Origin of the sequence: Psychrobacter sp. Arc9 (genome assembly GCF_041431295.1) — a bacterium.
Lineage (GTDB): Bacteria > Pseudomonadota > Gammaproteobacteria > Pseudomonadales > Moraxellaceae > Psychrobacter.
This window is the reverse complement of sequence record NZ_JASMRK010000007.1, coordinates 134,562-154,143: the sequence shown is the minus strand read 5'-3', so window position 1 is coordinate 154,143 and position 19,582 is coordinate 134,562. Positions and strand designations below refer to the sequence as shown.

Genomic DNA, 19,582 nt, shown 5'->3' with positions numbered 1-19,582 from the left:
AAGAGCTTCATTGGGTATACTGCTTGGCGTTTTGACTCTGGTCGTTTGGATGCTTGGGTCTATAAGCCAGCGCTGTAGTGTACTCTTGCTGATATTATAAAAAATACAGGCCTGACGGATGCTCATGTCTTTTTGCTCAATGTTTTTGATAACTTGTGCTCGAAAATCTGCTGAGTAGGTCATCTTTTATATTTCTCTTTGCTTGGTTTAAAAGCATTGTACCTTTTCTATTTTGGACTGACTATAGGTTAATAGAGCCAAGGTTATAGTGGTAAATCTAGCTTAGTTATATCAATTATGTTTTTAAATTGTTCACTAAAGAAGAATGCTTTTAAATTATGGCTTCTTTTGAATAGATTTTTGAAACATAGATGGTACGCGAGATAAGTTGTACAAGCTTACTAAGAGGTATGCAATATGGTAGGTAGCCGAAACAAGCCAACGTTAAAATTACTGCTATTACCCAGTATGATGGCAGTTAGTCTGATGCTAAGTGCGTGTCAAAAAGAAGCGGCGTCTAGCGAAAATGATACATCGCAGGGTGCTGAAGCTGGCGAGATGACAGACTCAGCCGTAAGTGAAGGTCTAGTATCTAGTATGAGCCCTACATCAGACGAATCAGAACCTGTTGAATTAACCGCTCAAGACAAGCTGACGACCACCTTATCTCATCATCGTTGGACGTTAGTAAGTGCAGTCGACGCCAATGAACAACTTATGGCTGAATTTGCGAATATCAACAGTCAGGTAACGCTTGCATTCAACCAGTATCAAGGGCAAGACACGCTAAGCTATAGCGTAGGCTGTAATACGATTAGTGCTGGCTATCAGTTAAAAGGGCATACCTTAACTACTGAAGAGGGTATGAGTACGAAGATGTCTTGTGGCGAGTTAGATATGGCAGAAAACATCTTGAATACGTTGATGCAGGGCAGTAGTGAGTTCAAAATTGATCAAGGCGATAATCCAGTATTGACCCAGTTTACTGACGATGATGTGACTTTAGTATGGAATGGTAGGCTTACTGCACAAGCGAAATATAACAGTAAGGGTGAAACAGTATTTTGGGCAGTAAACTCTGAAACTGTACCTTGCGAAGCAGGTAACTCTGAGCAGTGCTTACAAGTTAAGCCTATTACTTATAATGATCAGGGCATTAAAACTCACGAAGAACAGTGGCGAGTATTCGTTGGTGAAATCGATGGCTATCAGCATGACAGCAAACACGAAGAAGTATTACGCTTACAACGCTATCCACTATATATCGATGAATTATCAGAGACTAATGAGCCAACTAAAGATGATACTACTGATGAAAAGTATGCCTATATATTGGATGCTGTGATTGAAAGTGCAGTTGTAGAGTAGCTTACTGTAGTTTGAGCTTTGAAATGCTCATAGCCATAAAAAACACGCGTCTAATAGCGCGTGTTTTTTATGGGGTGTCTAATTTGCTGTTTATCTATTTTGACGATTGTTTTCTTTAACACCTCGCTATTTTAAAGCTGATCTTTAACGTAAGTTACCTAAATCTTCTTCGGTCAAACGCCAACGGCCTTTCTTTTTAGAAGCACCGCGGCCACGCATGGCGCTATTCAATATCAGTTTGTTCATTGAATGGCTTGAGTGAGCATGACAGATGGCGCAGGCAAGACCATCGGCAGCATCTTGTTGCGGTACGACTTCTAACGCTAATATCCGGCACACCATCTCTTGCACTTGTTCTTTGGCCGCTGCTCCATAGCCACAGACGGCTTGTTTGATTTGCCGAGCCGTATATTCTGATACTTCTAAATCTAGTGCAACCATCGCTGCAATCGCTGCACCTCGTGCTTGCCCAAGCTTAAGTGCAGAATCAGGGTTTTCCGCCATAAATACTTGCTCAATCGCCGTATAGATAGGCTCGTCTGCGTATTTTAAATGATGCTGTGTGATACGGGTTAGTCCATTAAAGATACGCTTGAGGCGTTCAGGCATCTCTTTGGTATCTGTACGAATCGTCCCTGCATCGATATAGGTCAGCTTGTCACCTGTCTGCTGTACTATCCCATAACCGGTCATGCGTGACCCTGGGTCAATGCCTATAATAATTGCCATAATATTCCGTCTTGCTTACCTGTCATTTTATATACAGTCCTATAGAAATCGGATATGGAGTCAGACTCGCTTAGCCTACTGCTAGTAGCACTGACGTTTGTCTTCCTTGTATCCAAATTATATTGTACCGACTATATGGCTTAAAAATTAGCCTTAAGTTTGATAGTATAGCAACCAATCCCCATATACATCATATGTTAGCCATTTTAATTTTCATGGCGCTCAATTTATTGGTTTTTATTTTATAGGACGACACTTTATGGGTCAGATAGTTGGTATAGCCATCGTTTGGTTTATTATCGAGATGCTACTGTGGTATTTGCTTGCTCAATTTATGAGCGGCTGGTGGGTGTTTATGTGGTTTATTATCGCCGCGGTTATCGGTATCTCCTTGATGCGCAAAGGTATGGCTGCTCTTAATCCAATGGCACAGCAAATGAAAGCTGGTGGCATGATGAACCCTGCGATGCGTCCGCCAGAGACCACGATGATTAAGAGTATCGCGATGGCAGCTGCAGGTATTTTATTGCTTATTCCTGGGGTACTTAGTGATTTGATGGCGCTGTTAGTGGTATTGCCACCTGTGCAGAAAAAGCTAAAAGACTTGGCCAATAATTACGTCATGAATAACCAGCAAAAAATGATGGAAATGATGGCCAAGCAGATGGGTGGTGGTCAAAATCCATTTGGCGGTGCTAGTGGTATGGGCGGTCAAAACCCGTTCGGTGGTGCAGGTGGCATGAATGGTCAGAATCCATTTGGTCAACAGCAGCAAAACCCATTTGGTGATGTGTTTAAACAGCATACTACGGTTGATGGTACTGCCAAAAACATCCCTAAAGATGTCAAGAAAATTACCAAGTCTGCTAATGACGAATAACTATATAGTTAAATCACTACCACCAAAAAGCCCCTTTCGTCATCGACGAAAGGGGCTTTTTGGTGGTAGTGAATAAATTGTAAGAAATATATTTACTAACCGAATGAAACAACCGAAGTGCCGCTGTAAGATGGTGACCCATGAACCGTGAAGTTCAGGGCGGATGCGTCATCATCTCTGCAGGTTTCCTGATACACCGCAAGCGGTGCAGGCATACACAATGAGACAATAGGTACCACATCCTGGTAAAGCATTATCGGCTCAGGGAATAAACATCTACTAGCCAACACTTCAGAATAGTTTTATCTTAACCAATGAAAAGAGTGATTGCAAGTCTGAATTACAGATTGATACGTAGCTTGGTTAATTGGCCGCATTTATATTGTCTTGCATAGAAAAATCATCGCAAGATAACCCTATAAAATTATTCATAAACTCACGAAAAATGCTCAGTTTTTCAGCTATTTCAAGATGTGTGTTAATATAGAGGGCTTTATATTCCCTTACACAGCATTATAGGCGTTCATTCACTCGAGGAGCGGTAATATATGACCAGTACCCAACAAGCATCAGACTCTATTGATAATAATAAAACACAGCTTAGCAATAACCAAGACGGTGCACAGAATAAAAAAATACCGCATGTCTTGATGATATTGGACGGCTTTGGTCATCGTGAAGAAGATAAAGATAACGCCATCGCTGCTGCCAATATGCCAAATTTAGACAAGATTTATCAGCAATATCCTCATGGGCTTATTTCAGCTTCAGGGGAAGATGTTGGTTTGCCAGATGGTCAGTTTGGTAATTCAGAAGTCGGTCACATGAACTTAGGCGCAGGGCGTGTTCTTTATCAGGACTCAACACGTATCTCAAGTGAACTTGCCAATCGTGAATTCTATAAAAATGAAGCATTGGTCAATGCCGTAAAAGCGGCTAATGAGCGTGGCGGTAACGTCCATATTATGGGCTTGCTCTCTGATGGCGGCGTCCACTCACATCAAGACCATATCGAAGGCATGTGTCATTCAGCATTGGTCCATGGTGCCAAGAATGTCTTTATTCATTGTTTCTTAGATGGCCGTGATACCCCGCCTAAATCTGCTGATAAGTACATCAATCGTCTGCGCGACTATATTGATAAATTGAATGCTCATTACGAAGGTGGCCGCGTACAGATTGCGAGTATCATCGGTCGCTACTATGCAATGGATCGCGACAATCGTTGGGATAGAGTGCAAAAAGCTTATGAGCTGATTACTGAAGGCAAAGCTGATCGTCTATCGACACGGGCAGATGGTGCTGTCCAAGCTGCTTATAAAGCGCGTGAGACCGATGAGTTTGTTAGTCCAACGACCGTAATTGGACGTGATGAAGTGCCATATACTGTCAATGATAACGACGCACTTATTTTTATGAATTTCCGTGCTGACCGCGCTCGTGAACTTGCCCAAGCGTTTGTCTTGCCAGATCATGAATTTTCTGGATTTGCACGTCAAAAACAGCCAAAACTGGCGGCATTTGTGATGCTAACTAAGTATTCAGATGTCCTAGCTGACAATCCAAAAACAAGCATTGCTTACTACCCAACGTCTTTAGCCAACACATTGGGAGAGTACTTGCAGGATCAAGGAAAAACTCAACTACGTATTGCTGAAACTGAAAAATATGCGCATGTGACGTTTTTCTTTAGTGGTGGCCGCGAAGAAGAATATCAGGGTGAAACCCGTATATTAGTGCCATCTCCAGACGTTGCGACTTATGATCTACAGCCTGAGATGAGTGCGCCTGAAGTCACTGATAAATTAGTAGAAGCGATTGAGTCTGGTAAGTATGATGTATTGGTGGTCAATTATGCCAATGGTGATATGGTTGGGCACACAGGTATCTTTGATGCAGCGGTAAAAGCGGTAGAAGCTTTGGATGTATGTGTTGGCCGTATCGAGTCAGCAGTGCGTGCTGCTGGTGGTGATATGCTTATCACAGCCGATCATGGTAACTGCGAGCAGATGCAAGACTATGAAAGCGGACAAGTACATACACAGCATACGACAGAACATGTACCATTAATTTACGTAGGTGAGCAAAAGCTACAAGTACGCCGTGGCGGCAAACTTAGTGATGTGGCGCCGACTATTTTATCATTGATGAACGTTGACGCCCCTACTGAAATGACAGGTGAGAGCTTATTGGTTCCAGCAGTCTAGGCCAGTCGAGTTAAACCACAGTACTTGAATGACTGTGGTTTATACTGACTTGACAGCTGTACCAGAAGATATCAAAAAGGAAAGGATAACCTATTATCCTTTCCTTTTTTTGTGATACATTTTACTTAATTTACTTGCAATACTATGCTAGTTCGAAATATGCGTTTGGTGCTATCTTATAAATCGCTATATAACGATAAATTCGTATTCTCTATTATTCAAATGAGTTCTTTTATGCAGCCTATTTCTTTTGCACGTTCTTTTTTATCCAAAGGGTTAAGTAAATCAGTAGGGAGGGCGTCAGTCGCGTCCACGGTTTTGCAGCCTGCAATTATAATAGGTGTGCTTGGTTGTGCGATGGGCGTAAATGCACAAGCAGCAGTGGAAGCTTCTACAAATAATAATCCTACAAACGGTTTACAGCTCATTAGTCTAAATGCAGATGAGATAGCGGATGAAAACGACGCTGATAACTTAGCTAACATTGCTGATATGTTAGATGTTGCCGATGAGCCAGATGACTCGATAGATAGTGTGCCAGATGAAAGCGCGCTAACAGATGATGCCGATGATATTGATACGGACATTCCAGCAGAAGTTGCACAAGTATCGTTAAATGCTATCTCTCCTGAGACGCTAAAGACATTTGTGGCTGTGGTGGACTTAGTACGTCGTCAATACGTCGATGCGGTCAATGACGAAGAGTTATTTAGCAATGCGATGAGCGGTATGCTGACCAAACTTGACAGCCATGCTGAGTTTTTGGACGCAGAAGCTTATGAGAACCTGCGTGCTTTTACTGAGGGTGACGTTGGTGATATTGGTATTAAGGTTAATTACCGACCAGAGGCAGGTTATTGGGTTGTGACAGAGGTTATCGATGATTCACCTGCAGACAAAAAAGGCATCGCAGTTGGTGATTATTTGCATCAAGTTGATGAGTTTAAGCTAGACGAAGGGCGACAGGTCAATGATGTTGAGCAGCTCTTAACGGGTATTGCCGGTACGCAGGTAGATATTATTACTTCCAAAGCTGGCCGCCGTAAGCACACAACGACGTTGCAGCGTAATAATAGTCATCCGCAGATTATCGAGACCAAACTGGTTGATGGTATTGCCATTGTCAAATTACCGGCGTTTCAAAACAACAGCCGTGAAAAATTACTAGAAGGTTTGATTAACCTAAACGCTCCTATATCAGGAATTTTACTAGATATGCGTGATAATCCAGGTGGCGTACTGACATCAGCAGTGAGCGTGGCCAGTTTATTTATGGATGATACCGATGTGGTGCAGGTGCAAGCACGTCAAAATAAATCACGGGTACTATCGACCCAAGGTGATGCGATACTTAAACCTTTGCCATTAGTGGTATTACAAAACCGCTATTCAGCATCAGCGGCAGAGGTGCTTGCCAGTAGTTTACAAGCACAAAAACGCGCTACTATTATCGGTGAAGTTAGCTATGGTAAGGGCTCAGTACAATCGGTCATACCGTTAAACGATGAGCAAGCCGTCAAATTGACTGTGGCCAATTATATGACGGCAGCAGGCAAACAAATAGACGAGATCGGTGTAGAGCCTGATGTGACCTTATCTGGCAACGAGAACACGTGGGAGCAGCAAGCATTAGAACTAGTAAAGACGCGCGCGCTTGGTTCTGGCATTCGCTTTGTTAGAAAAAATGCTACGAAAGAATAGAATTTCGTAGCAATTAATTAACAGCACATACCATTCAACGCTTAAAAATATTTGATGATGACGTTCAAAAGAAACTAGTCGAACGCATCTTCAGAAATTTCGAGCTTTTTCATACGGTAGCGTAAAGAGCGAAAGGTGGTTCCTAATAATTCAGCTGCTTGGGTTTTGTTCCAGCCAGTTTGTTTGAGTGCCGTGATAATCAGCTGCTTTTCTTGTTCCTGCAAATAATGCTCTAACCCTTGAGGCGGTAATTGACCGTCGAACAATTCTGGTAAACCTGATATGTCTTTAGAAGTTTCTTGTTGGGCGGTGGAGTCAAGGAGCGACTCTTCGTCATGAGTACTTGCTACGTTGGTTGACGAACTATCATTACTAGTTGACGAATGCTGAACCATTGAAGGGTAGTGGTTGGTGTTAGTACGATAAGGATGTAAATTGGTTGCCTTTTGCTCAACCTGCGTCGCTATATTGCGACTAGATTGAATGACTTGCTCATCGTCTTTTGTAGATTGAACGTCTATTTGATTTTCTAAGTTACGGGCAAGTAGCTCAGAGCTATCGATAGCTGAGCTATGATTTTGCTCTTGTATATTTACAAGCTCAGGTTCAATGTCAGGAAGACCTAAATGACTAACGTCTATATATGAAGTTTCAGCTAACGTAACTGCACGCTCCAGTAAGTTGCGTAGTTCACGAACATTACCCGCAAAATCGTGGCGTTGTAAGCGTTCGCAGGCTTCCATCGTCAATGAGGGCGGTGACTCTAATTGCCAGTCATCAGCAATCATCGCTAAAAAGTGGTCTGCCAACACAGGAATATCATCACGGCGTGCATTAAGCGTTGGAAGCTTTAGCTCAATGACATTGATGCGATAATATAAATCTTGTCGAAATGCACCATCTTGTACCAATTGGCTCAGGTCCTTGTGAGTGGCAGACAAAATGCGGATGTCTACAGGCACTTCTTTTGTATCACCAATTGCCCTTACTGTTTTTTCTTGAATGGCACGTAACAATTTAACCTGCATGGCTAAAGGTAAGTCTGCCACTTCATCTAAAAATAACGTGCCGCCATTGGCTTGCTGGAATAACCCTTGTTTATCAGCGACAGCCCCTGTAAAGCTGCCTTTTTTATGACCAAAAAACTCCGACTCCATTAACTCCGATGGTATCGCACCGCAGTTCACTGGTACAAAGCTGCCATCACGCCGTGGACTTAAATCATGGATCAATCTGGCGACCACTTCTTTACCTGTGCCAGAAGCGCCCGATAAAAACACAGGTGCCTGTGAGCGTGCTAGCTTTAAAATGGTATTTTTGAGGGGATGCATGACAGCAGAATTACCAATCAATCTACTATCTAGCATTTTTTGTTCAGGAGAGCATTCCGGTGCGGCCTGTACTTCGTTATCTTGATGAATAACTTTTATGGCATTCTCTACTAGTTGGCGCAGACGTGGTAGTTCTAGCGGTTTATTGACAAAATCGAAGGCACCAAGCTTTAATGCCTCAATGGCTAAATCCATGCTGCCATGAGCCGTAATCACCGCTATTGGAATATTAGAGCTATTGCTAATTTCTTTTACCAGCTCAAGTCCCGAGCCATCTGGCAGTTTTAAATCCGTCAGACAAAAATCGTAGTCATTGTCTTGCCAAAATGTTCTTGCTTGCGACAATGTATAAGCCACATCACTTTTGATACCCATTTTAGTTAGGGTAATTTGCATCAATCGACATAAATCTACTTCATCATCGACGACTAGCGCGGTTGTTGTCATACATCATCTCATCGTATTCAATGGCTATAAAATCAATAGCTGGGTCTAAATAGGCGTATAGTTTCATACAAAGTTGGAACTTAAATATTTGATACTATAATCTCATTTCAAATATTATATTTTGCAAAAACTAATTCGAAATAATATAGCTTTCAAAGGATGAATTTAGGTAAGATTTTCTTCGATAGTATAAAATTTATTATCAGATTTGATAGAAGGCACAATTAATCGAAAGCATGTTTTTTCATGTTCAGGAATGTAGAGTAGACGTGCTTGATTGGCTTCACAAAATGCTTGTGATAAATAGAGCCCTAGCCCTGTACCAGCTTTATCTGTTGTAAAAAATGGATCGAACAAAAGTTCTAAATTTCCAGCACTAACACCATTACCATTATCTAATATATCGATTATAACATCGTTGTCTGCGCAGTAAATGTCGATTTCTACATAAGCATGAGGATGAGAATAGCTACTATAACGCAGGCCATTATTAATTAAGTTGATCAATATCTGCTCTAACTGATGAGTATCAAATGATATGATGGGTTTGGTTTTTATTCGTAGAAAAATGTCGTGTCCTTGAAAGTAATTCTCCAAAAACGATGGCATCCATTCAGCCAATTCGAGCACCTGCTGGGTAGCCGTCTGCTGACGAGATAGCTTTAAAATATCCTCAATGATACGGTTTACACGTTTTGTCTGTGAAAATATCATTTCATAAAGCTCATGGTTGCCGGTCATGGCAGCATTCGATTCACTTGTTAATGCACTGTCATCTTCCATTTGTTCTGCAACATCTTCCATTAATAGCTGGCTGGCTTGCGATATCGCTGCTAATGGGTTTCTGATTTCATGGGCAATACTGGCAGTTAATTGCCCTAAAGAAGCCAGTTTCAGTTGTTGAGCGCTGGCTTGCTCACGGCGTAAATCTTCTAATATGACAAGTTTGCTATCGTCTTTTAGTGGAATAATCTGTACGCGTAATTTGCCAAATATTGAGGCATTTGCCACAGCTGGCACATCGTAGGTAAAAGCGCGTGACTGCCCAGATGCTACCGACAAGCAGGCATTAAATAACTGTGTATGCTGCTTATTGAGTTGCTGCTCAAAATTGGAGAGAAGTGCTTTGTTATGAGTCTCTTTTGTATCGTCAAGGGTATTCTGTGCTGTGACAGGCGTGACAAGAGAAAGGCTCAGCAATTGATGTGCGGCAAGGTTTGCTAAGACAATATGTTGCTTATCGATAACGATAACACCATTCACCATCTGTGTGATGACCTCTTGATTAATCACGTTTAGTCGCTCGACTTCCTTAGCATGGTTTGCCGCGACTTTCTCAAGCTGTACCAATCGTTGAGAGATAGACCAACTCAAACCGCCCACTGCTAAAAAGCTCGCCGACATCAGTAGCGCATCACCTAGATTGGCTAGACTCATGCTGTTAGCAATAGCGTAAAAAAACTGCTGATAAATAACGAGAATGATGGCAAGTAAAGTAATAACCAACGCTTGTGAGCCATGTAGTAGCATAAAGCTAGCCGCGACGACCACCATGTATAGCATGGTTAACTGCAAATCAGGGTTGCCTGTCGTGTAGAGCAGTAGACTTAATATAATAACGTCTAAGGCCAGTCCGAATGCCAGTTGGCGGCGCATATGTTTTGTAACGACATAAAATAATCCAAGCAGTATCAAACTTAACAGTACATAGAAGCTTAGAGTCGTTTGTTGTAAAAAACTCGGTAAAGAAGTGCCATCACCTGTACGAGCACTAATGTATAGCATGAGCATAGAGAACAGGCTAACAACGAAGCGATAGCTGCTATAGATCAGCCCCAACTTACGCAACTGCGGCAGAGGAAGCGTATCGTCATGATGTACATAACGAGTAATGGCAGAGCTAAGATTGGTAGCAGGGTTCATAAACTGGCCGTAATAAAATAAACGCTAAAATGGTTTATGGTTGAATCAGACCATGACGAATGGCCAAATGAGTCAATTTAACATCACTATCAACCCCAACTTTTTCATAAATACGGTAGCGATACGTATTAATAGTCTTGACACTAACAAACAATTGATCAGCTATTTGCTGAGGGCTTTGACAATTAACAACCATCATGGCCACTTGTTTTTCTCTGTCACTTAATAAGTCAAAAGGTGAGTTTGCATTATCAGACAATAAAACATCCGCTAACTGTTCAGCGACGTCTTGACTGAAGTAACGACCTCCTTGATAAATCTTTTTGACCGCACGTATCATTTCATCAAGCGGCGTGCCTTTGGTAATGTAACCATTCACACCTGCTTTGATCAGCATTGAGGGATAGGGCTGTGCAGACATACTACTGACCGCCAAAATCTTGATACCTATGTCGAGTTGTATCAGACGTTTGGTTGCTTCAAGCCCGCCAATATTCGGCATATTGACGTCTAGCAAAATCACATCAGGATGTAGTTGTTTGGCTTGTTTGATAGCCATATCACCGCTGTCTGCTTCACCTACCACTTCAATATCGGGGCTGTCTGACAACATACGGCTAATACCCATCCGTACCAAATCATGATCATCTACCACTAATACTTTAATCATAACCATACTCTTTATTGATTGTCAGAATGAACGCTTTATTAGGTTCAAATAGTATAAAAAACGAATATATTTCAACCATTATTGTTATCTTTGTATATTCAAAATACCGCTGATCAATATAACAAAATACGAGTAATCATAACATTCGAAGTTAAATTATATTGCTGCAGTGTGAATTGATGTTTCTATAATATAAATTGGTTGTAGCAAAGTTTGAATGAAGCCAAAAAAAACTACTAAATCAGTTTGATAGATTAAACTTAAATGTAAACCATGATACACTAAAAATACAAAAGCTCTATGTGAGTACTTACAAACACATCTATAAACGCTACGTACGTTTTTGGCGTCAGACAATATGTAACTGGCGTAATAGCGACAGCAGGAGGCATAATGAAGCAACTACCATTAACCAAACAGCAATTGATCGCTGCTATGATTTCATTGAGTTTGGGCAGTGTTGCACAAGCCGCACTTACAATTAATGGTAGCACTGACACTGCCTCTAGTGCCCGCCTGAGCTGGGGCGGTGCTGATAGCTTGTCTGAAGCCCGCAACATAATGTACAAGTCTAATGGCTCTGCTATTAAGAAAGTCGATAATGGCTACGGCACTACCAATATTACGAATACTAATAGTTTTGCTAGTAGTAATAACACCAATAGTGCCCGCTATAACACAACTTATCGTGGGGCATTTGGTAGCAGCGATATGATTCCGATTAGTACGGATTCACGTAGTGTTGCGGTGATCGACGCTGAAACTGGCGAATCTATTTACGAAAAAGATGCTGATATCGCGCGCCCAATGGCTAGTATCACCAAGGTTATGACGGCTATGGTGGTGTTGGATGCTGGTCTTGATATGCGTGAAGAAATTACGCTTGATCCAGAAGATTTTGTTGGTCCTAAGCGTGCAAGCTCGCGTTTGAAATCAGGTGATCGTTTAAACCGTGCTGAGATGCTATTGATGGCGTTGATGAAGTCTGAAAACCCAGCGGCGAAGAGTCTAGCGCGTAACTACCCAGGTGGCTATGATGCTTTTATGCGTGCAATGAATCGTAAAGCACAAGATTTGGGCATGAATACGGCATTTTTTGGTGATCCAACTGGACTTGATAAGCGCAACGTAGCTTCGTCAAAAGATTTGGTCAAAATGGTACGTGCCGCTGGTAACTATGATGTGATTCGTCGTTTCTCTACCACTAAGAGCTATGACTTTTTTGTCTCAAACTACTCAAGTGGTAACCGTACCTATAAAGCCAGTAATACTAGCACGTTGGTCCGTGACGGCAGCTATCCAATCGGTATCTCTAAGACAGGCTTTATCAATGAAGCCGGACGTTGTGTGGTAATGGAAACTCGGGTCAATAATCGTCCTGCAATTATTGTTATCTTAGGAGCAAACAGCTCAGCAACACGTTGGGGCGATGCTAAAAATATCTTAAATAGTTTGGCTACACGCCGTACAGTATAAGCTATCTGTTCTAAATATATAAAAAAGCTGTTATATCATATAACAGCTTTTTTATTGTGTTGAATTTAAGAATTAAGGATACACGCTATGGGTCATTCACCATTCTCTTCTCCTACACCTAAGCTATATCTATTGACGAACGACGATGAGTTTGAGCTGTTATATCAAAAGCTAGAAGCAGCCTTATCGACAGGATTAATTGCGCTATTACAAATTCGTCGTAAGCAAGTTCTTAGTCTACCTGATGGAGCTTTGAAGCTTTTTGATGAGGCGCAAAGAATCGTTGAGTTAGCTAAAACGTATAACGTGCCAGTTGTTATTAATGATGACGTGAAGTTGGCCGAAAAGCTTGGCGTTGGGGTACACCTTGGTCAAACAGACGGCAGTATCGGTGATGCTCTACAGTCTCTATCACCGCATCAAATCATCGGTCGTACCTGCCATGGTGATGTAGCGCTGATTAAAGAAGCAAAAAATGACGGCGCAAGTTATGCTGCGATGGGTGCTGTATTTACTTCTACAACTAAGCCAAATGCTAATATCATTTCGCGTCAGCAGCTTGTGGAAGGGTGTCAGCAAGGCATACCAATATGTGTAATAGGCGGATTAACCGCAGAAAATATATCAGAGTTAGTAGATTTGCCCATTGCGCTTGTAGCAGTAGTTGGGGATATCATGGACTTGCCAGTAGCGGACATATCTCAGCGCTGTCACGAATGGCAGCAGGCATTTTCCAAATGGAAAATACCTACTTGAAGTACTCTTATTAGAGAGGTTTTAGAGTAGCAATAGTCTTACAATAGAGTATTAATATGACAGCGCTACTCAGCGTGTTCCATACATAAGGTGGCATAGGGTAGCGCTTCTAAGCGTTGCTCTTCGATTGGCTCGCCGCAGACTTCGCACTCGCCATAAGTACCATTTTCAATTCGACTCAATGCATTTTCGACATAGATTAAGCTTTGACGCGCCTCGCTCATCAAATTTTTGCGCATGTCGTTTTGACGATAGGATATGGCCTGATCTTCCCAGTGTTCATTGAGATCATCTTGCGGATTCTGAATATGATCTTCAATTTTATTAATGCGAGACTCATACTCATCTTTTAGTTCTAATAGATTTTGCTTGGAAGTGTCTAAATTGATGCTCATTATTTTCTCCTAATGGATTATTTTTATTGTCAATGTTTCTATCATAAAGAGCTTGACTGCTGAGTACCACCACGAAATGTTACGGTTTATTGACTATGCTTAAAGCTAGCAACTGCAATTGTTGCCATCGAATAACGGTCTGAGAATTTAGACTAAATATTTTAAACGTGCTGAGATTTGTGTCAGGTTGCTTGTGAGACTGCGCTAGAAAACTGGTAGAATACACCGCCGCTGAATTCTGCTTACTTGATCGACTCATCAGAGTGATCTGATAAGTGTCAGAGCCAAGCGTTAAAAAGACATTAAAAAGCAATAAAGCTGATAGTGACTATATAGCTTAGATATAAAATAGCGTAGTTATAAAGCAGGCGAGCGAGAATGCTACAAAATAGTAGATTGATCGAGTTTAGCACTGAATCCGATTTATATAGAGCTGACTATAACGGTCACATCAGTAACGACAGTAATCGCAAATTAACAGATATATTGATGCATAGGAGCAGGTAATGAATTTTTTGCGTATGAGTGAGTTGAACTTAACGGATAAAGTGGTCTTGATTCGAGAAGATTTAAATGTGCCTATTAAAGGCGGTAAGGTCACAAGCGATGCGCGTTTGCAGGCCAGTCTTCCTACCATCAAGATGGCGCTCGAAAAAGGCGCTGCGGTAATTGTTTGCTCACATTTAGGCCGCCCAACAGAAGGCAATCCTGAAGCTGTATATTCATTAGCACCAGTTGCTGACTATCTGACGGAAAAATTAAGCTCGCAACTATCGACGCCTGTACGTCTTAATAGCGATTATCTTACCCAAGGTGCCAATGTAAAATCTGGCGAAGTGGTTCTATTAGAAAATGTACGCTTCAATGACGGTGAAAAGAAAAACGATGCCATGTTAGCGAAAAAGTACGCTGATTTGTGCGATGTGTTTGTAATGGATGCTTTTGGTACAGCGCACCGTGCACAGGCATCAACAGAAGGTGTTACGCAAGCAATGCGTCAAGCAGACAAAACTGTGTGTGCAGGGCCATTGTTAGCTGCTGAACTTGATGCTTTGAGCCTAGCGCTTGAAACACCAGCACAACCAATGCTTGCTATCGTTGGTGGATCAAAAGTATCAACCAAATTAGAAGTGCTACACAGCTTGGCTGAAGTTTGCACACAGATTATCGTTGGTGGCGGTATTGCTAACACTTTCTTAGCAGCACAAGGTCACAGTGTTGGCGCCTCATTGTACGAAGCAGACTTGCTCGATACTGCACGTGACATTATGACCAAGACTGAAATTTTGCTGCCTGAATACGTCGTAGTCGCTGATAAAAATGACATCGATTTCGCTGACTTTACTGGCTCATTGCAAAAAGCCATTGCAACGATCAAATCAGTTGATGCGATCGGTGACAATGACATGATATTGGACATCGCACCAGAAAGCGCAAAGCAGCTTGCCGATGCTATTATCAATGCAAAAACTATCTTATGGAATGGTCCAGTGGGTGTATTTGAGGTCGATGCTTTCGGGCAAGGCACACAGATATTAGCTACTGCTGTAAGAGACAGCGATGGTTTTTCTATCGCGGGCGGCGGTGATACGTTAGCAGCTATTGATAAATATCAAGTTGCTGAAGGCGTGAGTTATATGTCAACAGGTGGCGGTGCGTTTTTAGAGTTTGTTGAAGGTAAAGTACTTCCGGCAGTCGCTGCGCTGCAAATAGATGCCTAACTAATTAACGATACTCTGTAGCTTAGTAACATTAGACGTACAACTAACTTTAAATAACTAAGGTAGTCTGTAAAAATAATATTTTGGCTGTTGATTTGCTTGTTTTTATTAGCATAAGTAAGTGCAATAGTCATCGATTATTATTAAGCAGTCATTATTTATTTATATACTGAAAATTATTATTGCATGTCTGATTCGCACTCTATAAAATAGCGCGACCATGTATTTTGACATGCATTATTTACGAGAGGTTTATTATGTTAAAACGTCATTTATTACTTGCTAGCGTACTTGCTGGTACCTTTGCAATCACTGCATGTAGCCAACAAACAGAAGAAAACACTGAAGCTGCTGTTGAATCTGCTGGCGATGATGCTGCTGCAAACGCTGAAGCTGCTGCCGCTGAAACAGAAGCTGCTGCTGCTGAAGCTGAAGCTGCTGCTCAAGACGCTGGTACTGAAGTTGCCGAAGGCGCTGACACTGCTGGTGCAGCTGCGACAGACGCTCTAGAAAACACTGGCGATGCTATTGCTGAAAGCACTAACACAGCGGTTGAAAATACTGCTGAAGCTGTCGCTGATGGCGCTAACGCTGTTGCTGATGGCGCAAATGATGTTGCAGTTGATGCAGAGCAACAGTACTAAGCTACGCGATAACTAAGCACTATAATGACTGATTTACTGGGAAGCTATCGATTGATATGTAACCTTTAAGAATAGTCATTGCTTTATAAGCCTCAAAATACTAGAAAAGCCTTGGTGATTGCCAAGGCTTTTTGCGTTGTATGTCATTGTGGTAGTTTATAAAGTGACAGTTTATAAAAATTAAACTGGTATCAAGAGACGGTATAGACTGATAAATAGTCGGTCAACTGCTACGAAGACAGAACAATTTTTGCTATAATCACCGCGTGGTAATCATATCCAATATCATTCAGACTTTCACTAGCCTATATACGGTCAGTATGGTCGAATATACAGTGAAATGATTGCTATCAAGCTGTTTTTTAAAATACTATTCAAAATCTAATCAGAGAGCGTCTTATGGCCCTAATATCCTTACGTCAACTTCTAGATCATGCCGCTGAACACAGCTATGGTGTTCCTGCCTTTAACGTCAATAACTTAGAGCAAATGCGTGCAATCATGATGGCTGCGGATGCTTGTGATTCACCTGTTATTGTCCAAGCCAGTGCAGGCGCACGTAACTATGCAGGGTCAGCATTTTTGCGTCATTTGATTATCGCTGCGATCGAAGAATGGCCACATATTCCAGTGGTAATGCATCAAGATCACGGTATGTCACCAGCTATTTGCCAACGCTCAATCCAATTAGGTTTCTCATCAGTGATGATGGACGGCTCACTTGGTGAAGATGGCAAAACGCCAATGGACTATGATTACAATGCTAGCGTCACGCGGGAAGTTGTTAAGATGGCTCATGCTTGCGGCGTCTCTGTAGAGGGCGAAATCGGTTGCCTAGGTAGTCTTGAAACTGGTATGGCTGGCGAAGAAGATGGCTCTGGCGCTGAAGGTGTGCTAGATCATGAGCAACTATTGACCAGTGCTGATGAAGCTGAGCAGTTTGTAAAAGATACCAATGTCGATGCGTTAGCGATTGCTATCGGTACTAGCCATGGTGCCTATAAGTTCACACGTCCACCGACAGGCGATATCTTATCTATTGAGCGTGTAAAAGAGATTCATGCCCGTATTCCTAATACCCACCTTGTCATGCACGGTTCTTCATCAGTGCCACAAGAATGGCTAAAAGTTATTAATGAAAATGGCGGTGATATCGGCGAAACTTATGGCGTGCCAGTTGAACAAATTGTTGAAGCGATCAAACATGGTGTGCGTAAAGTAAATATCGATACGGATTTACGTCTGGCATCAACTGGTGCTATCCGCGAATTCCTTGCAAAAAATCCAAGTGAATTTGATCCGCGTAAATACTTTAAAGCATCTATGGTAGCGATGTCAGATATCTGTACCAATCGTTTTGAAGCGTTCGGCTCTGCAGGTCAAGCACATAAAATTCGCCCAACCAGTCTTGAAGGTATGGTAAATTTTTATCAATAAGACTGTATTGTAGAACGTAGTTGTTAATCATGAAGTAGCAGCTGATTTTATAATATTTTACATAAGAGGTCGTAAATAATGATTGGATTGATTACCGGACAGGTGCAGTACTTGATGGCACCGACTGCTTGTATCATTACGACCTCTGGTGTGGGTTATGATATCGAACTGCCATTGCCTTCATTTTGTCAGTTACAGCTTAACGAACAAGCCAGCATTTGGACACATTTCCATGTTCGCGAAGATGCCCAATTGCTATACGGCTTCATCGATCGAAAAGAACGAGATGTCTTTCGCCAGTTAATTAAAATTAATGGTGTTGGAGCAAAAATGGCCTTGGCTATGCTGTCGGCAATGTCAGCAGCTGAGCTAAAAATGCACGTCGAACAAGAGTCGGAGACGGCATTGACTCGTATCCCAGGTATTGGTAAAAAGACGGCGCAACGTTTATTAATTGAGCTAAAAGATAAGTTAAAGAATATCGACGTTGATAATGGTGCGTTTGAATTGACGCCTCAAGAAACCACGATTTCTCACGAAGGCAGTATCATCGCTGAAGTAGAAGGCGCGTTGATTAGCTTGGGTTACAAAGAAAAAGAAGCTCAGCTAGCGATTAAAGCTGCTAAGAGTAAAGGAGATACTTTTGCTGATACTCAAGGCTTATTAAAAGCTACTTTACAGCAGTTATCTGGCTTTTAATTCATATTAATTAGCCGTCTATCGATGACAACCACATAGTGTATTAAATTAATAAGCGACATTAAATGTCGCTTATTTTCGTTTTAGTGCTCGCTTAATGAGGTTTTGCATGACTTATGCGCAGCGTTTGGTTATGCTATTTGTTAACTAATTTTTTAATATAATGATAAATTCTATGACGCAAGATCGTTTAATTAATCCGCTAGAAGGTGCAAGTGACGCTCCTGATGCCAATATCCGACCAGCATTATTGGCCGAGTATATTGGTCAGCCGGTGGTACGTGAGCAGATGGAAGTGTTCATCGGTGCTGCTCGTGGCCGTGACGAAGCGCTAGATCACACACTTATATTTGGTCCACCAGGTCTGGGCAAGACGACCCTCGCCAATATCATCGCTCGTGAAATGGGTGGTAATCTGCGTTCTACTTCAGGGCCTGTGCTCGAGCGCCCAGGAGATTTGGCAGCCATGCTGACCAACCTAGAAGCGGGTGACGTACTGTTTATTGATGAAATTCACCGTCTAAGCTCGGTTATTGAAGAGATTCTTTATCCAGCGATGGAGGATTTTCAATTAGATATTATGATTGGTGAAGGGCCTGCTGCGCGTTCTATCAAGCTTGATTTGCCGCCATTTACCTTGGTAGCAGCAACCACTAGAGCAGGGCTATTGACGTCACCACTACGTGACCGTTTTGGAATTGTACAGCGCCTTGAGTTTTACAATATTGCTGATCTAACGACGATTGTCAGTCGCGCAGCACGTCTAATGCGTGTACCAATGAGTGAAGACGGGGCTGTAGAGATTGCGCGCCGTGCACGCGGTACACCAAGGATTGCTAACCGCCTATTACGCCGTGTGCGTGACTATGCTGAGGTAAGAGGCGACGGTAGTATTAACGGCGCGATTGCAGGTAGTGCGCTAGATATGCTGGCAGTGGATAGACGCGGTCTTGATCATCTAGACAGACGTTATATCGAAATATTGCACGAGCGCTTTGACGGTGGTCCTGCGGGTGTTGAAGCAGTGGCAGCAGCGATGGCTGAAGACCGTGGTACGCTTGAAGATGTGATTGAGCCGTATCTGATTCAACAAGGTTATGTGCTGCGAACTGCTCGTGGCCGCGTACTGACACAGATGGCAATAGATCAGATGTTATAGTAATCAGTATTCAATAAAAAAATGCGTCTACTTTTAATG

Annotated in this window: 17 protein-coding genes and 1 other RNA gene; 11 read left to right on the top strand and 7 right to left on the bottom strand. The window is 42.1% G+C overall.

What is annotated here, in order from left to right; genetic code table 11:
- Window positions 1-183 (bottom strand): helix-turn-helix domain-containing protein (locus QO187_RS06050; protein WP_371547775.1); only part of this gene is annotated, 183 nt, incomplete at its 3' end.
- Between the two features lie 234 nt (window positions 184-417).
- On the opposite strand from QO187_RS06050, the gene QO187_RS06045 reads away from it, so the two are divergent.
- A complete protein-coding gene (locus QO187_RS06045) occupies window positions 418-1,368 on the top strand; it encodes an META domain-containing protein (RefSeq protein WP_102092932.1) in 951 nt (316 codons plus the stop codon).
- Between the two features lie 144 nt (window positions 1,369-1,512).
- On the opposite strand, the gene ruvC is transcribed toward QO187_RS06045, so the two are convergent.
- Window positions 1,513-2,097, bottom strand: a complete 585-nt coding sequence (ruvC, locus tag QO187_RS06040) for a crossover junction endodeoxyribonuclease RuvC (protein WP_057760973.1) — start codon at window positions 2,095-2,097, stop codon at window positions 1,513-1,515.
- Between the two features lie 259 nt (window positions 2,098-2,356).
- Between ruvC and QO187_RS06035 the strand changes: the two genes are divergently transcribed.
- Window positions 2,357-2,977, top strand: a complete 621-nt coding sequence (locus tag QO187_RS06035) for an FxsA family protein (protein WP_102092931.1) — start codon at window positions 2,357-2,359, stop codon at window positions 2,975-2,977.
- 105 nt (window positions 2,978-3,082) lie between these two features.
- Here the strand turns inward: QO187_RS06035 and ssrS are convergent.
- Window positions 3,083-3,278, bottom strand: a non-coding RNA gene (ssrS, locus tag QO187_RS06030) — 6S RNA.
- A 247-nt stretch (window positions 3,279-3,525) separates the two neighbouring features.
- On the opposite strand from ssrS, the gene gpmI reads away from it, so the two are divergent.
- Together gpmI and QO187_RS06020 are read left to right on the top strand one after the other, a co-directional pair.
- Window positions 3,526-5,184, top strand: a complete 1,659-nt coding sequence (gene gpmI, locus QO187_RS06025) for a 2,3-bisphosphoglycerate-independent phosphoglycerate mutase (RefSeq protein ID WP_082624622.1) — start codon at window positions 3,526-3,528, stop codon at window positions 5,182-5,184.
- 234 nt (window positions 5,185-5,418) lie between these two features.
- The gene (locus QO187_RS06020; RefSeq protein WP_371547772.1) at window positions 5,419-6,885 is read left to right on the top strand and encodes a S41 family peptidase; all 1,467 of its coding nucleotides are present in this window, start codon (window positions 5,419-5,421) and stop codon (window positions 6,883-6,885) included.
- 74 nt (window positions 6,886-6,959) lie between these two features.
- On the opposite strand, the gene QO187_RS06015 is transcribed toward QO187_RS06020, so the two are convergent.
- The 3 genes from QO187_RS06015 to QO187_RS06005 form a co-directional block, all read right to left on the bottom strand.
- The gene (locus QO187_RS06015; protein ID WP_371547770.1) at window positions 6,960-8,663 is read right to left on the bottom strand and encodes a sigma-54-dependent transcriptional regulator; all 1,704 of its coding nucleotides are present in this window, start codon (window positions 8,661-8,663) and stop codon (window positions 6,960-6,962) included.
- Between the two features lie 165 nt (window positions 8,664-8,828).
- Complete coding sequence (locus tag QO187_RS06010; RefSeq protein ID WP_102092928.1) at window positions 8,829-10,586, bottom strand: PAS domain-containing sensor histidine kinase; 1,758 nt, start codon at window positions 10,584-10,586, stop codon at window positions 8,829-8,831.
- A gap of 34 nt (window positions 10,587-10,620) precedes the next feature.
- Window positions 10,621-11,256 (bottom strand): response regulator, encoded by a 636-nt coding sequence (locus QO187_RS06005; RefSeq protein WP_102092927.1) that lies wholly within the window; start codon window positions 11,254-11,256, stop codon window positions 10,621-10,623.
- A 393-nt stretch (window positions 11,257-11,649) separates the two neighbouring features.
- On the opposite strand from QO187_RS06005, the gene QO187_RS06000 reads away from it, so the two are divergent.
- The gene (locus tag QO187_RS06000; RefSeq protein WP_057760963.1) at window positions 11,650-12,732 is read left to right on the top strand and encodes a serine hydrolase; all 1,083 of its coding nucleotides are present in this window, start codon (window positions 11,650-11,652) and stop codon (window positions 12,730-12,732) included.
- Window positions 12,733-12,819: 87 nt separating this feature from the next.
- Window positions 12,820-13,488: a thiamine phosphate synthase gene (locus QO187_RS05995; protein ID WP_102092926.1), complete on the top strand. Its 669-nt coding sequence runs from the start codon at window positions 12,820-12,822 to the stop codon at window positions 13,486-13,488.
- A gap of 65 nt (window positions 13,489-13,553) precedes the next feature.
- On the opposite strand, the gene QO187_RS05990 is transcribed toward QO187_RS05995, so the two are convergent.
- Window positions 13,554-13,883, bottom strand: coding sequence for a TraR/DksA C4-type zinc finger protein (locus tag QO187_RS05990; RefSeq protein WP_102092925.1), 330 nt, complete (start codon window positions 13,881-13,883; stop codon window positions 13,554-13,556).
- Window positions 13,884-14,389: 506 nt separating this feature from the next.
- On the opposite strand from QO187_RS05990, the gene QO187_RS05985 reads away from it, so the two are divergent.
- The 5 genes from QO187_RS05985 to ruvB all read left to right on the top strand — a co-directional run bounded on the left by QO187_RS05985 (window position 14,390) and on the right by ruvB (window position 19,543).
- Complete coding sequence (locus QO187_RS05985; protein ID WP_371547766.1) at window positions 14,390-15,604, top strand: phosphoglycerate kinase; 1,215 nt, start codon at window positions 14,390-14,392, stop codon at window positions 15,602-15,604.
- A 257-nt stretch (window positions 15,605-15,861) separates the two neighbouring features.
- On the top strand, window positions 15,862-16,248 hold the full coding sequence (locus QO187_RS05980; RefSeq protein ID WP_102092923.1) for a hypothetical protein: 387 nt from the start codon (window positions 15,862-15,864) through the stop codon (window positions 16,246-16,248).
- A 399-nt stretch (window positions 16,249-16,647) separates the two neighbouring features.
- Window positions 16,648-17,685 carry a class II fructose-bisphosphate aldolase gene (fba, locus tag QO187_RS05975; protein WP_057760953.1) on the top strand — a complete coding sequence of 346 codons (1,038 nt, stop codon included), beginning with the start codon at window positions 16,648-16,650 and terminating at the stop codon, window positions 17,683-17,685.
- A gap of 78 nt (window positions 17,686-17,763) precedes the next feature.
- Window positions 17,764-18,384 carry a Holliday junction branch migration protein RuvA gene (ruvA, locus tag QO187_RS05970; protein ID WP_102092922.1) on the top strand — a complete coding sequence of 207 codons (621 nt, stop codon included), beginning with the start codon at window positions 17,764-17,766 and terminating at the stop codon, window positions 18,382-18,384.
- 175 nt (window positions 18,385-18,559) lie between these two features.
- On the top strand, window positions 18,560-19,543 hold the full coding sequence (gene ruvB, locus QO187_RS05965; RefSeq protein ID WP_057760949.1) for a Holliday junction branch migration DNA helicase RuvB: 984 nt from the start codon (window positions 18,560-18,562) through the stop codon (window positions 19,541-19,543).
- Window positions 19,544-19,582: the final 39 nt, after the last annotated feature.